Source organism: Shinella sp. GW821-FHT10F02 (assembly GCF_058809275.1).
Window position 1 is genome coordinate 471,933 of record NZ_JBXASL010000004.1, and the last position, 13,245, is coordinate 485,177.

Sequence of the window (13,245 nt, forward strand, 5' to 3'; positions counted from 1 at the left end):
GTTACCCCTCGCATTCGCATCATCCGAAGCAATATATAGTGGCGGCAGAATAGGTTGCCGCCTCTGGATGGTCCGCACGCAGCATGATTGAGACGTTCTCCACCTACTGGCCGCATATCCTCGTCGCGCTCTCGATCATCCTCGGCGTGCCGGCCGCCATCCACGCCACCATGACGAAGGAAGAGGTTCGCGCGGCAATCGGCTGGGTCGGCGTCATCGTGCTGTCGCCCGTGGTGGGTGCGCTCATCTATGCCATCGGCGGGGTGAACCGCATCCGCCGCAAGACGCTGAACCTCAGCCGCGAGGGGCTGCTCGCCGCCGGCTGGCACCATATGGCGGAATACGACGTTTCGAACGAGCACATGCAGGTGACCTATGGCGGCGCGCTCGCCGCCATGCAGCGGCTCGGCGACACGGTGGGGCGCTGCAAGCTCACCTCCGGCAACCGCATCAAGCTTCTCTCGACCGGCGACGAGGCCTATGCGGCGATGCTCGCCGCCATCGACGCCGCGGAACGCTCCATCCTGCTCGAAACCTATATTTTCGACCGCGACCAGGCCGGCGAGCGCTTCGTGGCGGCGCTCTCGGCGGCGGTTAGCCGCGGCGTTGAGGTACGCGTGCTGATCGATGCGGTCGGCGCGCGCTATTCCATCCCCTCGATCGTTTCCGAGCTGCAACGCGCCAACGTGCCGACGGATGTGTTCAATGGCAATATCGTGATGGGCCTGCGCCTGCCCTATGCGAACCTGCGCACCCACCGCAAGATCATCATCGTCGACGGCAGCGTCGCCTTCACCGGCGGGCTCAACATCCGCGCCGGCTTCTGCGCCGAATTCTCCGGCGATGCGGCGGCGCTGGACACGCATTTCCGCATCACCGGCCCCATCGTCAGCGATCTCTTCCGCATCGCCTATGAAGACTGGCGCTTTTCCGGTGGCGAGGATCTCGCCGGCGAGGTCTGGCAGATCGCCGGGCCGCCGGATGCGCCGGATAGCGGCATGCTCGCCCGTGTCGTGCCCTCCGGACCGGACAAGAGCCTGGAGACCAACCACCGCATGCTGATGGGCGCCGTCTCGGTCGCCAAGAAGCATATCCGCATCATGTCGCCCTATTTCCTGCCTGACCGGGAACTGATCAGCGCGATCGTCACGGCGGCGCGGCGCGGGGTGGAGATCGACATCGTCGTGCCGTCGGCCAACAACCTGAAGCTCGTCGACCTCGCCATGACCGCGCAGTTCGACCAGATGCTGAAATATGGCTGCCGCATCTGGCGGGCATCCGGTGCCTTCAACCATTCCAAGCTGGCCGTCATCGACGATGCCTGGTCCTATATCGGCTCGTCGAACATCGATCCGCGCTCGCTGCGGCTGAATTTCGAGGTGGATATCGAGGTGATCGATGCGGAGTTCGCCGATCTTATCGGCGAGCGCATCGCCGCCGCCCTCTCGGAGGCGGTGGAGGTGAAGCTCGACGAACTCCGGGCGCGGCCCTTTGCGCAGCGCCTGGTCGAGCGCGTCACATGGCTTGGTTCGCCCTATCTGTGACGCCGAGCGAACGCTCCCAGACGACCTTCAGGTCGATATGCGCCTTGATCGGCAGGTGATCGGAGGCGACGCGGGCAAGCGGCGTGTCGTGCACCTCGACGGAGGTGACGAGATCGTGTGGGTGGCCGAGCGCCCGGTCGAGCGCCAGCACCGGAAAGCGTGACGGAAAGCTCGGCACCGCGCCGGAGGCCGGATCGAAGGTCGGCTGGAGGCGGGAGAGCGATGAGCGGCGGCCGACGCGCCATTCGTTGAGGTCGCCGACGAGCAGGGTCGGCATCTGCTCCTCTTCCGCAACCGAGGCGAGGATCGCCATGGCCTGCTGCTCGCGCGAGCGCTTCAGCAGGCCGAAATGCGCGGCGACGAGGCGGAGCTTGCCCATCGGCAAATCGAGCGTCACGACCAGCGCGCCCCGCGGCTCGACACCCGGCAGCTTCAACTGGCGGACGGCGCCAACGGCCCCCTTGCGCATCATGATCATGTTGCCGTGCCAGCCGTGGCCGGTGGAGGAGAGCGCCGTGATCGGCACCGGCACGAGGCCGCAATCGCGCTCCAGGATTTCGAGATTGAGCAGACCCGAGCGCTCGCCAAAACGCTTGTCCGCCTCCTGGATCGCGATGATATCCGCGTCGATCTCGGCGATCACGCTTGCCGTGCGTTCCGGATCGAAGCGCCGGTCGACGCCCACGCATTTGTGCACGTTGTAGGACGCGATGACGGTATCGCCGGGGCGATTGTCTTCCGGCGGCCGGTGGCCGCGACGGTTTCGGATGGCCGACAGCAGCGCGGCCGACATGAGCTTGTCGTTCAGCTTTCTGTCCACTCGTCCTTCCTTCGCGGCATAGCGCATCATATGGGCGCTTTCCCCCGGTCGGCAACCTCTGTCGCGCCAGAAGGTTCCGCAAAGAATGTCAGGGCAGCGCGCTCACCTGCATCTTCGGGCTGTCGAGCAGGATGGTCGAGCGCAGCGTCTTGATCTCGCCGATGCGTTCGAACTCGCTCCACAGCAGGCGCCGGTAATCGGCAACGTCCTTCACCGCGATCTTCAGCAGAAAATCGAAATCGCCCGCCACCGTGTGGCACTCCACCACCTCCGGCATGCGGCGCACCAGATCGATGAAGCGCTCGCCGACCTTCGGCGCGGTGCGCTCCAGCGTCACCTCCAGAAAGGCCTGGAAGCCGATGCCGGCCGCACGCGGATCGACGATCACCGTATGGCGGATGACGCCTGTCGCCTCCAGCCGCGCCAGCCGGCGCGACAGCGGTGCGGGTGACAGCCCCACCTTCTCCGCAAGCTGGTTGTTGGAGAGCCCGGCATCCTCGACGAGCAGGCGGATGATGCGCCGGTCCGTCTGGTCGAGCGCCACCTCGCCGTCCGCCTTTTTGTCCATGATCGCCCCTCGCGCAAAAACACGCATCAATCTAGCGTCAGCCTGCAATAATACAAAAGCTTCTTGCGCTTTCTCCGCAATATCATGGTCGATTTTGCCCAGGCTTTGGCCTAAACCGGACTGATCTTCACGCCACCAAGGAACCGGCCATGTTCGACGCCCTCACCCGCCAGCCCGATGATCCGTTGCTTGCCCTGATCGGTCTTTACCGGGCGGATGAACGCGCTGGCAAGGTGGATCTCGGCGTCGGCGTCTATCGCGACGAGACGGGTGCGACGCCGATCTTCCGCGCGGTGAAGGAGGCCGAGCGCCGCCTCGTCGAGACGCAGCCGACCAAGGCCTATGTCGGCCCCGAGGGCGACCCCGTCTTCCTCGACCGTCTCTGGGCGCTGACGACGGGCGAAGCCGGCCGCGGCCGCGCCACCGCCGCGCTCCAGACGCCGGGCGGCTCCGGCGCACTGCGGCTTGCCGCTGACCTGATGGCACGCATGGGCACCAAGGGCATCTGGCTCGGCCTGCCAAGTTGGCCGAACCATGCCAGCATCTTCAAGGCCGCCGGCCTCGAAGTCATCACCTATCCCTTCTTCGACATCCCGTCGCAGACCGTGCAGTTCGACCGCATGATGGAGGCGCTGACAGGCGCCGCACCCGGCGATGCCGTGCTGCTGCATGCAAGCTGCCACAACCCGACCGGCGCCGGCCTCACCGCCGAGCAGTGGCGCGCCGTCTCCGACCTCATCGCCGCGCGTGGCCTGCTGCCGCTCGTCGACATCGCCTACCAGGGTTATGGCCGCGGCCTCGACGAGGACGCCGCGGGGCTTCGCACCCTGCTGACCGCCGTGCCGGAAGCGCTCGTCGCCGTCTCCTGCTCGAAATCTTTCGGCCTCTATCGCGAGCGCACCGGCGCCATCTATGCCGCCTGCGCCAACGCCGACAGCGCACTCTCTGTGCGCACCAACCTCGCGGCCCTCGCCCGCACCAGCTATTCCATGCCGCCGGACCATGGCGCCGCCGTTGTCAGCACGATCCTCGGCGACGCGGCGCTGACGGCCGACTGGATGGAAGAGATCGAGACCATGCGGCTGCGCATCACCTCGATCCGCGAACGGCTCTCCGCCGGGCTTTCCCGCCGCTGGCAGGTGCTGACGGCGGTGCGCGAGCAGGAGGGCATGTTCTCGCTGCTGCCGCTCGAAGAGGCGGACGTGCTGAAGCTGCGCGCCGAGCACGCGATCTACATGCCGACCTCCGGCCGCATCAACATTGCCGGCCTCAAGACCGCCGAAGTCGATGCCGTCATCGAGAAATTCCTGAGCCTCTGAGGGAACCATGTCGGCCGAGACCGCGACACAGACCGAGCGCCATTCCGCCTATGAGGATGCCATCGCCATCCTCGTCGGCACGATGTTCATGGCGCTCGGCATCGTGATCTACACCAAAACCGTGCTGCTTGCCGGCAGCACGGCGGGCCTCGCGCTGCTCCTGCAATATGCCACCGGCATCGGCTTCTGGTGGCTGTTCTTCGCCATCAACCTGCCCTTCTACATCCTCGCCGTCAGAAAGCTCGGCTGGGCTTTCACGCTGCGCACCTTCGCGGCGGTCACACTGGTCTCGATCTTTACCCGGCTCACATTCGAGCTGGTCTCGTTCTCCCATCTCGATCCGCTCTATGCGGCGGTCATGGGCGGCGCGCTGTCCGGCACGGGCCTGCTCATCCTCTTTCGCCACCGCACCGGGCTTGGCGGCATCAATGTGCTGGCGATCTACCTTCAGGACCATTTCGGCATCCGCGCCGGCTATTTCCAGCTCGCGGTCGATCTCGCCATCCTCGCCGCCGCCTTCTTCGTCATCCCGCTCGATCGCCTCGCCCTCTCGGTCGTCGGCGCCGTCGTGGTGAACATGACGCTTGCGATCAATCATCGCCCCGGCCGCTATCTCGGGGTGACGTGACCGCGCCGGCGCTCTAAAAAAGCGCCATAAAGCGAATCGAGGAGAGACGCGTGACCGTCACGATCTACGGCATCAAGAACTGCGACACGATGAAGAAGGCCCGCACCTGGCTCGACGCGAAGGGCGTCGCCTACCGCTTCCACGACTACAAGGCCGAAGGCATCGACGAAGCGAGCCTCAAGCGCTGGGTCGAGGCGCTCGGCTGGGAAACCGTGCTGAACCGTGCCGGCACCACCTTCCGCGCACTGCCGGATGCCGACAAGCAGGGTCTTGACGCGAAGAAGGCGATCACGCTGATGCTCGCCCAACCCTCGATGATCAAGCGCCCGATGCTCGACCGTGACGGTGCGCTGACGGCCGGCTTCAAGCCGGACATCTACGAAACGCTGTTCTGAGCTTTACGTCCTGACGCTCAGACTGCCTCCCAGCCGTCCTTCTCGCTGGCGCGGTAGATGGCGTCGATGAGCTTCTGGTTGCTGGCGGAGCTTTCCAGCGACACCACTTCCTCCTTCTCGCCAAGCGCGGCCTTGGTGAAGGCTTCCACTTGGCACCGGTATTGGCGGGCGTCCTGGAAACGGAAGTGCTGGCTTTCGGTGTGGCTCTGGTTGGTGAGCTCGATTTCCTCCGCGCCGTAGCGGTCGGCATTGAAGGGGGATTTCACCTCGATGAAACCCTTGTCGCCGTGGAAGACCATGATCTGGCGCTGGGCGAGCTGGGTGGAGATGTAGAAGGACAGTTCGAAATCGCCGAAATCGGCGCGCACGCTGGAATAGATGTCCGTGCTGAAATCCGGGTCGCGATCGGTGCTCGCCTGCACGCGGACCGGCTCCTTGCCGGTGACGAAACGCGTGGTGATCGTCGGGTAGACGCCGATATCCGGCAGGCCGCCGCCGCCGAGCGCCGGCACGTTGCGCATGTTGCCGGGATCGCGGTTGAAATAGGTGAAGGCGCCCTGTACGTGGCGCAGCCTGCCGATCGCGCCTTCCGCCAGAAGCGAGCGCACCTTGCGCCAGACGGGGCTGTAGGTGACCATGAAGGCTTCCGAGATCAGCACCTTGTTGCGCTCGCGCGCCTCGATCAGCGAGGCGATCTCGCCGGCGTTCAGCGCGATCGGCTTTTCGCAGAGCACATGTTTGCCGGCATCCGCCGCCTTGATCGACCATTCCACATGCTGCGAGGTGGGCAGCGGGATGTAGACGGCGTCGATTACGTCGGAGGCGAGCATCTCCTCATAGGAACCGAAGGCGTGCGGCACGGAAAAGCGGTCCGCCAGGGCGCGCGCCTTGGCAAGGTCGCGGCTGGCGATGGCGGTGACGACGCAGTTTTCCGCATCCTGGATGGCCGGCACGACGAGCTCGCGACCGATCTTGGCCGTCGACAGAATTCCGAAACGCAGCATGGTTCTCTCTCCCTGGATTGCGCGCAGAGACTAGTCGCGAGGTACGTTCCTCGCAAGCACGGATGCCGGCAAAAAATCGGACGAACAGCGTGCAAAGCGCTTTGCCGAGTCCTATGTTGCCTTCGACCGTTTTCAGCACGAACCCTTTGGAGGATCACCCATGCAGCTTCGTTCCCTCGGCAAGACCGGCCTTTCGATCGCGCCCCTCGTCTTCGGCGGCAATGTTTTCGGCTGGACCGCCGACGAGAAGACTTCGTTCGATCTGCTCGACGCCTTCACCGGCGCCGGCTTCAATGCCATCGACACGGCGGATGTCTATTCGCGCTGGGTGCCGGGCAATGAAGGCGGCGAGTCCGAGGCGATCATCGGCAAGTGGCTGAAGCGCTCCGGCATCGCGCGCGACAAGGTGGTCATCATCACCAAGGTCGGCTCCGACATGGGCCAGGGCCGGCGGGACCTGAGCAAGTCGTGGATCATCGAGGCGGTCGAGAATTCGCTGAAGCGGCTCCAGACGGACCATATCGACCTCTACCTGTCGCATTGGCCGGATCCGGAAACGCCCTATGAGGAAACGCTGGAAGCCCATGCGGCCCTGGTGAAATCGGGCAAGGTGCGCGCCTTCGGCGCCTCGAACCTCGATGCCGGCCAGCTCCAGGCCTCGTTCGACGCCGCCGACAAGGCGGGCTTGCCGCCTTACGGCGCGCTCCAGCCGGAATACAATCTCTACGACCGCGCCGGCTTCGAGGGCGCGCTTGCCGACCTTTGCCAAAAGGAAGAGATCGGCGTCATTACCTATTACAGCCTCGCCTCCGGCTTCCTGACGGGCAAGTACCGCTCGGCAGAGGATACCAAGGGCAAGGCGCGCGGCGAGGGTGTCGTGCACTATCTGGATGAGAAGGGCCTTCGCATTCTCAAGGCGCTCGACAAGGTGGCCGCCGAGACCGACGCCAAGCCGGCGGAGATCGCGCTCGCCTGGCTGATGGCGAAGCCCGCCGTGACCGCGCCGATCGCCAGCGCCACCAGCCTTGCCCAGCTTGCGAGCTTGACGAAGGCGGCATCGCTGTCGCTTTCCCCGGAACAGGTGGCCGCGCTCGATGCGGCGGGAGCCTCGACATGACCGTGACGATCCGCGATGCCGTGGAACGCGACGAGGCGGCCTGGAGGAAACTCTGGGCCGGCTACCTCGCCTTTTACGACACCGAGCTTTCGGACGAGGTGACGGCCTTTACCTGGGCGCGCATCCTCGATGCGGGCTCGCGCGTGACGATGCGCGTCGCCGTGGAGGACGAGGACATGCTCGGCTTCGCCATCCACCACTATCACGATTCCACCTGGGACATCGCGCCGGAAGGTTATCTGGAAGACCTCTTCGTCGACGAGACGATCCGCGGCAAGGGCGTCGGGCGGGCGCTGATCGACGATCTCGTCAAGATCTCCAAGCGCAACGGCTGGCGCGGCATCTACTGGCACACCAACCACGACAATGCCCGCGCCCGAAAACTCTACGACACCTATGTCGAGACCGACGGCCACATCCGCTATCGCCTGAAGACCTAGCCGCGATACCGAAAGAAATCGAGAAAGGCGCGCAGCGCCGGGCGCATCTGCCGGCGCGAGGGATAGTAGATCGAGAAACCATCGAAGGCCGGGCACCAGTCTTCCAGCACCGGGATGAGCCGGCCGGCGCGGATATCCTCGTCCACCCGCTGGTCGAAGACATAGGCGAGGCCGGCGCCATCCATCGCCGCGGCGCGCATCAGCCGCTGGTCCGAGACGATCAGCGGGCCTGTGACATCCACCGTCACCAGCCGGCCGTCCTTTTCCAGTTCCCAGCGATAGAGCCGGCCGCTCGAAAACCGCCGGCGGATGCAGCGGTGCTGCATGAGGTCACGCGGCTGCATAGGCTTCGGGTGCGCCTCAAAATAGGCGGGCGCGCCGACGATGAGGCCGCGCCAGGGGCCGCTTGCCCTCACCGCGATCATGTCCGCCTCCAGGTGCTCGCCGAGCCGGAGCCCGGCGTCAAACCCCTTTTCGACGATATCCTCGAAGCGGTCGTCCGTTCTCAGTTCCAGTTCGATATCCGGATAAGCAAGCAGGAAGGCGCCGAGGCGCGGCATGACGATGTCTTCCGCGGCGATCAGCGGCATGGTGATGCGCAGCGGCCCGGCGGGGCGGCCCTGCCGGTCGGACAGCGCTTCCATGACGGAGCCAATGTCGGCAAGTGCTGGCGCCAAAGTGTCGAGCAGCAGGCGGCCCTCTTCCGTCGGCGCGACGCTGCGGGTGGTGCGGGCGATGAGGCGCACGCCGAGGCTCGCCTCCAGTGCGGAGACCGCATGGCTGACGGCAGACGGCGCGATACCGAGTTCGGCGGCGGCCTTGCGGAAACTGCGCGCCTCCGCGACGATGGCGAGCACGGCGAGTTGGGAAAGCTGGGTCCGGTTCATTGTTCCAACAAATAGAACAACCCGTTGGCTTTTGCAGCAATTTTCAGATGAAGGGCCGCGCCCTAAATTGGCCTTGTCCGGATGACGGCGAAGCGCTGCCCGGACCCCAGGAAAAGGATTTTGCCATGCATCACAGAAAACTCGGCAGCCTTGATGTTTCCGCCCTCGGCCTCGGCTGCATGGGCATGAGCCATGCCTATGGCCCGGCGCACGACGAAACGGCGGCGATCGACACGCTGCACCGCGCCGTCGATCTCGGCATCACGCTGTTCGACACGGCCGAAGTCTACGGCCCCTACAAGAACGAGATCCTCGTCGGCAAGGCGCTGAAGCCGGTGCGCGACAAGGTGGTGATCGCCACCAAGTTCGGCTTCCGCATCGATCCGTCAAAGCCATCGGCCGAAATGATCACCGGCACCGACAGCCGGCCGGAAAACGTCAAGGCCGTCGCCGAGGCCTCGCTGAAGCGGCTCGGCATCGAGGTCATCGACCTGTTCTACCAGCACCGCGTCGACCCCAACGTGCCGATCGAAGAGACGGTGGGCGCCATGGCGGAGCTGGTCAGCGCGGGCAAGGTGAAGGCGCTCGGCCTTTCGGAGGCGGGCGCCGATACGGTTCGTCGGGCGCATGCCGTGCACCCGATCGCCGCCCTCCAGAGCGAATATTCGCTGTGGACCCGGGACGTCGAGGAAAACGGCGTGCTCGACACCTGCCGGGAGCTCGGCATCGGCTTCGTGCCCTTCAGCCCGCTCGGCCGCGGTGTGCTGACCGGCGCGCTGAAGAATATCGACGGCCTTTCCGCCGACGACTTCCGCCGCTCGCTGCCGCGTTTTGCGGCGGAGAATTTCGATGCCAACCTGGCGCTGGTGGCGGCGCTTGAAGAGATGGCAACAGAAAAAGGCGTCGCACCCGCTCAGCTGGCGCTGGCCTGGGTCCTGGCGCAGGGCGATTTCATCGTGCCGATCCCCGGCGCCAGCAAGGTGCCGCACCTGGAACAGAACGCCGCTGCGGCCGATGTGGTGCTGACCACTGAAGAGGCGGCCCGCCTCGGCGACCTGCTGTCGCCGGCGAAGGTTGCCGGCGGGCGCTATTCGCAGCGCATGGCCTCGATGACCAGCCGTTAAAACAAAAAGGCCGCGGATCGCTCCGCGGCCTTTTCAAATCCGGTCTGCGGCCTGCTTACTGGCCGACCGACGACACCATGACGGCATCGCCGTTTTCGATCGAGACCCAGCGGCCGGCGTGGAACGAAGCCTGGCGCTTCAGGTAGCGATAGGGCGTCGCCGTCCAGGGCTTCACTTCGGTGTTGAGGTTGTCGAGGATGAAATCGCCCTGGGTGGTGCGCACGGTCAGCACGGCATGGCCTTCGCCGTCCGGCTTGCGCACCACGGTGATCAAGAGGTCACCGGCGGCAAAACCCTTTTCCATCAGCTTCTTGCGCTTGAGGAGAACGAAATCCTCGCAGTCGCCGGCACCGTCGGGATAGGACCAGTACTCGTCCTTGCCGTGCAGTTCCTTGTCGGTCATCGGCGTGATGTCGCGGTTGACGCTGGCATTGATCTGGCGAACCACCGACCAGCCGAACTCCGTGACCTTGGCAGGCGCCTGGTTGCGCACGCCGGCGCGGCATTCGGACTTGTAGGTCTGACAGAATTCGTAATGGCCGATCGGCTGGGACGTGACGCCGCCGGTCTGCATGGAAAGCGCCGATGCCGGTGCCGTGAAAGCCGAGGAAGAAGAAACGAGGAGCGCGAAAAACGCCGCAGCCCCAGCCTTCGCACCAATCATTCGTGCCATGAAACGTCCCCTAATCGTTAACAAAGAGTTAACGGTCAGGAGGGCATCTCGTCAATCATCAGAATTGGCGATGCAGCATTATGGTTAAAATGCGATCCCGGCAGCACGCCGAAACCTCATTCCGCCCGGGCGAAAACCTCTGCTGCCTCAAGGATTTTCGCGATATCCTGCGGCCGTGACAGGCGGTGGTCGCCATCGCGGATCATCGTTAAGACCACGTCGTCGCCGGAAAGATGCTCCATGAGGCGGACGGCATGGCTGTAAGGCACGTCCGGATCGGCCATGCCCTGCAGGATATGCACGGGGCAGCCGGTCTCGATGGCGCCGGTGAGCACGCGGTTGTCGCGGCCGTCCTCGATGAGTTTCAGCGTATAGATGTTCGGATCGGGGCCATAGGGCGTCGGCTCCTCGAACTGGCCGCGCTCGGCAAGCGCTGCGCGTTCGGCATCCGTCAGGTTCGGCTCGATCAGCTCCGAGGTGAAATCGGGTGCGGGCGCGATCAGCACGAGGCCGGCGATCGCGATCCCCTTGCGCCCGGCAAGCTCCGCCACCGTGCGCAGCGCGATCCAGCCGCCCATGGACGAGCCGACGAGCACCATGCGGCGCGTGCCGAGCACCTTGCCCGCATGGTCGATCACGGCAAGCGTCTCTTCCAGCCAGCGCGAAATGGTGCCGTCGGTGAAGGCGCCGCCGGAGGCGCCGTGGCCGGAATAGTCGAAGCGCACGCAGCCGGTGCCGAGTCTCGCGGCCAATGCGGCAAGCTCCACCGCCTTGGTGCCGGTCATGTCGGAACGGTAGCCGCCGAGCCAGACGAAATGGGCAAGCCCGTTGCCGGGGGCTTCCGGCTGCAGCGCGACCGCGATCTGCCGCGCCTCGTCGCCGGCCCCGACGGTGATGAAATCCTTGGCCCGCCCATTGCCGTTCGTCGCCGTCATACCTATCTCCCTGATCTGCACGTTCCAGCCGCGAAAAGCCGCCAGCCAGCCGGCCTTTGGCCGAGAGCTAGACCAGATTCGCGCACGCAAGGACAGGTGGTGATTTTTTCCACGCGCCGTGCTATTGACTTCGCAAGCCCGATCAACACATTGCCGAAAAACGCCGCGAGGCGGGCAAACGGCCCGATCGACGCACCAAATTTATACCCTGCTGAAACAGTTCGAGGAGAACACGACCATTCGCAGACCCTTCAAAGCGGAAGCACCCGTCAAGGACGGCCCGCGCTCCAACAAGGAAATCCGGATTCCCCGGGTTCAGCTTATCGATGCCGAAGGCACCAACCACGGCACCGTTCCGACCGATCAGGCACTCCGCATGGCGGAAGAAGCCGGCCTCGATCTGGTGGAGATTTCGCCGAACTCCGAGCCTCCTGTCGTCAAGATCCTTGACCTGGGCAAGCTGAAATACGCCAACCAGAAGAAGGCGGCCGAGGCGCGCAAAAAGCAGAAGATCGTCGAGATCAAGGAAATCAAGATGCGCCCGAACATCGACACGCATGATTATGACGTGAAGATGAAGGCGATGAACCGCTTCTTTGAAGAGGGCGACAAGGTCAAGGTGACCCTGAAGTTCCGCGGCCGCGAAATGGCCCACCAGGAACTCGGCATGAAGCTCCTGATGCAGGTCAAGGAAGACACTGTGACCATCGCCAAGGTCGAAGCCGAGCCGAAGCTCGAAGGCCGCCAGATGATGATGGTGCTCGCTCCGAAGTGAGCCCGTCTCTCGCGCGGCTTTGCTTTTATACGCAATTCCGGACGCAAAACCGCGACACACTTTTGCTGGAATTGCTTTAGCCCGCACGGATCGAAGCCGCCTTTCGGGGCGGCTTTTCCTTTTCTGCACCGGAAATGCCCGACTTCGAGGAATCCGGTTGCGCTTTTAAGGCACTTCGGTTACAAGCCGCCGTCCGAACGGTCCGGCAGGGCATGCCGTGGCCGTTCTTTACGCTGGAGCCGTGCATCGTCACGCGGCTCGAATTCAAGAAGAATGGAGTAGCAAAATGCCCAAGATGAAGACGAAATCGTCTGCCAAGAAGCGGTTCAAGATCACCGCGACCGGCAAGGTCGTAGCGGCCGCCGCCGGCAAGCGCCATGGCATGATCAAGCGTAGCAACAAGTTCATTCGCGACGCGCGCGGCACCATGGTGCTGGCCGAAGCCGATGGCAAGAAAGTCATCAAGAACTACCTGCCCAACGGTCTCTGAGACTTATCCGGCACTTTTGATACGTTTAAGGAGATCATGAAATGGCACGTGTAAAACGCGGCGTTACCTCGCACGCCAAGCACAAGAAGACGCTGAAGGCAGCCAAGGGTTTCTACGGCCGCCGCAAGAACACCATCCGCGCCGCCAAGGCCGCGGTTGACCGTTCGAAGCAGTTCGCCTACCGCGACCGCAAGGTCAACAAGCGCAATTTCCGCGCGCTCTGGATCCAGCGCATCAACGCTGCCGTCCGCGAGCATGGCCTGACCTACGGCCGCTTCATCGACGGCCTCAACAAGGCCGGCATCGAAGTGGACCGCAAGGTGCTGTCCGACATGGCAATCCATGAGACCGAAGCTTTCGGCGCGCTGGTCGCTGCCTCCAAGAAGGCTCTCGAATACCTCAAGGACGCTGGTACGAAGAACGAGTTTGAAGCCGCCGTAAACTAACCGGCGCTTCCACAACCAAAACTTCGTTTCGTTGTGAAACCCGCGCCGGGGAACCGGTGCGGGTTTTTGCTTGATGGATA

At 64.2% G+C, this 13,245-nt stretch carries 16 protein-coding genes; 10 read left to right on the plus strand and 6 right to left on the minus strand.

Annotation, left to right across the window (positions count from 1 at the left end; genetic code table 11):
- Positions 1–83: 83 nt before the first annotated feature.
- A complete protein-coding gene (locus AC1RWL_RS15440) occupies positions 84–1,544 on the plus strand; it encodes a phospholipase D-like domain-containing protein (RefSeq protein ID WP_256118176.1) in 1,461 nt (486 codons plus the stop codon).
- On the opposite strand, the gene AC1RWL_RS15445 is transcribed toward AC1RWL_RS15440, so the two are convergent.
- Together AC1RWL_RS15445 and AC1RWL_RS15450 are read right to left on the minus strand one after the other, a co-directional pair.
- Positions 1,516–2,337 (minus strand): endonuclease/exonuclease/phosphatase family protein, encoded by an 822-nt coding sequence (locus AC1RWL_RS15445; RefSeq protein WP_256118360.1) that lies wholly within the window; start codon positions 2,335–2,337, stop codon positions 1,516–1,518. The two genes, AC1RWL_RS15440 and AC1RWL_RS15445, sit on opposite strands and share 29 nt — an antisense overlap.
- A 115-nt stretch (positions 2,338–2,452) precedes the next feature.
- On the minus strand, positions 2,453–2,932 hold the full coding sequence (locus AC1RWL_RS15450) for an Lrp/AsnC family transcriptional regulator (protein ID WP_435266780.1): 480 nt from the start codon (positions 2,930–2,932) through the stop codon (positions 2,453–2,455).
- 149 nt (positions 2,933–3,081) lie between these two features.
- Here AC1RWL_RS15450 and AC1RWL_RS15455 point away from each other — a divergent pair, with 149 nt between their 5' ends.
- From AC1RWL_RS15455 to AC1RWL_RS15465, 3 genes are read left to right on the plus strand one after another with little or no spacing between them, the layout of a single operon-like run.
- Entirely contained in the window at positions 3,082–4,251 is a 1,170-nt protein-coding gene (locus AC1RWL_RS15455; RefSeq protein WP_493095202.1) for an amino acid aminotransferase, read from the plus strand.
- A gap of 7 nt (positions 4,252–4,258) precedes the next feature.
- Positions 4,259–4,879, plus strand: coding sequence for a YitT family protein (locus AC1RWL_RS15460; RefSeq protein ID WP_493095203.1), 621 nt, complete (start codon positions 4,259–4,261; stop codon positions 4,877–4,879).
- Between the two features lie 50 nt (positions 4,880–4,929).
- The gene (locus tag AC1RWL_RS15465) at positions 4,930–5,274 is read left to right on the plus strand and encodes an ArsC family reductase (RefSeq protein ID WP_493095204.1); all 345 of its coding nucleotides are present in this window, start codon (positions 4,930–4,932) and stop codon (positions 5,272–5,274) included.
- A 17-nt stretch (positions 5,275–5,291) separates the two neighbouring features.
- On the opposite strand, the gene AC1RWL_RS15470 is transcribed toward AC1RWL_RS15465, so the two are convergent.
- Positions 5,292–6,278: a Gfo/Idh/MocA family protein gene (locus AC1RWL_RS15470; RefSeq protein ID WP_493095205.1), complete on the minus strand. Its 987-nt coding sequence runs from the start codon at positions 6,276–6,278 to the stop codon at positions 5,292–5,294.
- 160 nt (positions 6,279–6,438) lie between these two features.
- Here AC1RWL_RS15470 and AC1RWL_RS15475 point away from each other — a divergent pair, with 160 nt between their 5' ends.
- Together AC1RWL_RS15475 and AC1RWL_RS15480 are read left to right on the plus strand one after the other, a co-directional pair.
- Entirely contained in the window at positions 6,439–7,395 is a 957-nt protein-coding gene (locus tag AC1RWL_RS15475; protein WP_493095206.1) for an aldo/keto reductase, read from the plus strand.
- Complete coding sequence (locus AC1RWL_RS15480; RefSeq protein ID WP_493095207.1) at positions 7,392–7,835, plus strand: GNAT family N-acetyltransferase; 444 nt, start codon at positions 7,392–7,394, stop codon at positions 7,833–7,835. The genes AC1RWL_RS15475 and AC1RWL_RS15480 overlap by 4 nt, the downstream gene beginning before the upstream one ends.
- On the opposite strand, the gene AC1RWL_RS15485 is transcribed toward AC1RWL_RS15480, so the two are convergent.
- Positions 7,832–8,722: a LysR family transcriptional regulator gene (locus AC1RWL_RS15485; protein ID WP_493095208.1), complete on the minus strand. Its 891-nt coding sequence runs from the start codon at positions 8,720–8,722 to the stop codon at positions 7,832–7,834. The genes AC1RWL_RS15480 and AC1RWL_RS15485 overlap by 4 nt on opposite strands.
- A gap of 125 nt (positions 8,723–8,847) precedes the next feature.
- Here AC1RWL_RS15485 and AC1RWL_RS15490 point away from each other — a divergent pair, with 125 nt between their 5' ends.
- The gene (locus tag AC1RWL_RS15490; RefSeq protein ID WP_493095209.1) at positions 8,848–9,846 is read left to right on the plus strand and encodes an aldo/keto reductase; all 999 of its coding nucleotides are present in this window, start codon (positions 8,848–8,850) and stop codon (positions 9,844–9,846) included.
- A 55-nt stretch (positions 9,847–9,901) separates the two neighbouring features.
- Here the strand turns inward: AC1RWL_RS15490 and AC1RWL_RS15495 are convergent, their stop codons facing one another.
- Together AC1RWL_RS15495 and AC1RWL_RS15500 are read right to left on the minus strand one after the other, a co-directional pair.
- Positions 9,902–10,510 carry a transglutaminase-like cysteine peptidase gene (locus AC1RWL_RS15495; protein WP_435266947.1) on the minus strand — a complete coding sequence of 203 codons (609 nt, stop codon included), beginning with the start codon at positions 10,508–10,510 and terminating at the stop codon, positions 9,902–9,904.
- Between the two features lie 125 nt (positions 10,511–10,635).
- Complete coding sequence (locus AC1RWL_RS15500) at positions 10,636–11,454, minus strand: alpha/beta hydrolase (RefSeq protein ID WP_493095210.1); 819 nt, start codon at positions 11,452–11,454, stop codon at positions 10,636–10,638.
- 238 nt (positions 11,455–11,692) lie between these two features.
- Between AC1RWL_RS15500 and infC the strand changes: the two genes are divergently transcribed.
- The 3 genes from infC (at position 11,693) to rplT (ending at position 13,165) form a co-directional block, all read left to right on the plus strand.
- Entirely contained in the window at positions 11,693–12,229 is a 537-nt protein-coding gene (gene infC, locus AC1RWL_RS15505; RefSeq protein WP_439615073.1) for a translation initiation factor IF-3, read from the plus strand.
- A gap of 286 nt (positions 12,230–12,515) precedes the next feature.
- A complete protein-coding gene (gene rpmI / locus AC1RWL_RS15510; RefSeq protein WP_069060326.1) occupies positions 12,516–12,719 on the plus strand; it encodes a 50S ribosomal protein L35 in 204 nt (67 codons plus the stop codon).
- 41 nt (positions 12,720–12,760) lie between these two features.
- On the plus strand, positions 12,761–13,165 hold the full coding sequence (rplT, locus tag AC1RWL_RS15515) for a 50S ribosomal protein L20 (RefSeq protein WP_069060325.1): 405 nt from the start codon (positions 12,761–12,763) through the stop codon (positions 13,163–13,165).
- The last annotated feature ends 80 nt before the right edge of the window (positions 13,166–13,245 follow it).

Coding starts and splice junctions, on each gene's coding strand:
- AC1RWL_RS15440 (WP_256118176.1), top strand. CDS start 84: ATGATTGAGACGTTCTCCACCTACTGGCCGCATATCCTCGTCGCGCTC.
- AC1RWL_RS15445 (WP_256118360.1), bottom strand. CDS start 2,337: ATGTCGGCCGCGCTGCTGTCGGCCATCCGAAACCGTCGCGGCCACCGG.
- AC1RWL_RS15450 (WP_435266780.1), bottom strand. CDS start 2,932: ATGGACAAAAAGGCGGACGGCGAGGTGGCGCTCGACCAGACGGACCGG.
- AC1RWL_RS15455 (WP_493095202.1), top strand. CDS start 3,082: ATGTTCGACGCCCTCACCCGCCAGCCCGATGATCCGTTGCTTGCCCTG.
- AC1RWL_RS15460 (WP_493095203.1), top strand. CDS start 4,259: ATGTCGGCCGAGACCGCGACACAGACCGAGCGCCATTCCGCCTATGAG.
- AC1RWL_RS15470 (WP_493095205.1), bottom strand. CDS start 6,278: ATGCTGCGTTTCGGAATTCTGTCGACGGCCAAGATCGGTCGCGAGCTC.
- AC1RWL_RS15475 (WP_493095206.1), top strand. CDS start 6,439: ATGCAGCTTCGTTCCCTCGGCAAGACCGGCCTTTCGATCGCGCCCCTC.
- AC1RWL_RS15480 (WP_493095207.1), top strand. CDS start 7,392: ATGACCGTGACGATCCGCGATGCCGTGGAACGCGACGAGGCGGCCTGG.
- AC1RWL_RS15485 (WP_493095208.1), bottom strand. CDS start 8,722: ATGAACCGGACCCAGCTTTCCCAACTCGCCGTGCTCGCCATCGTCGCG.
- AC1RWL_RS15490 (WP_493095209.1), top strand. CDS start 8,848: ATGCATCACAGAAAACTCGGCAGCCTTGATGTTTCCGCCCTCGGCCTC.
- AC1RWL_RS15495 (WP_435266947.1), bottom strand. CDS start 10,510: ATGATTGGTGCGAAGGCTGGGGCTGCGGCGTTTTTCGCGCTCCTCGTT.
- AC1RWL_RS15500 (WP_493095210.1), bottom strand. CDS start 11,454: ATGACGGCGACGAACGGCAATGGGCGGGCCAAGGATTTCATCACCGTC.
- rpmI (WP_069060326.1), top strand. CDS start 12,516: ATGCCCAAGATGAAGACGAAATCGTCTGCCAAGAAGCGGTTCAAGATC.
- rplT (WP_069060325.1), top strand. CDS start 12,761: ATGGCACGTGTAAAACGCGGCGTTACCTCGCACGCCAAGCACAAGAAG.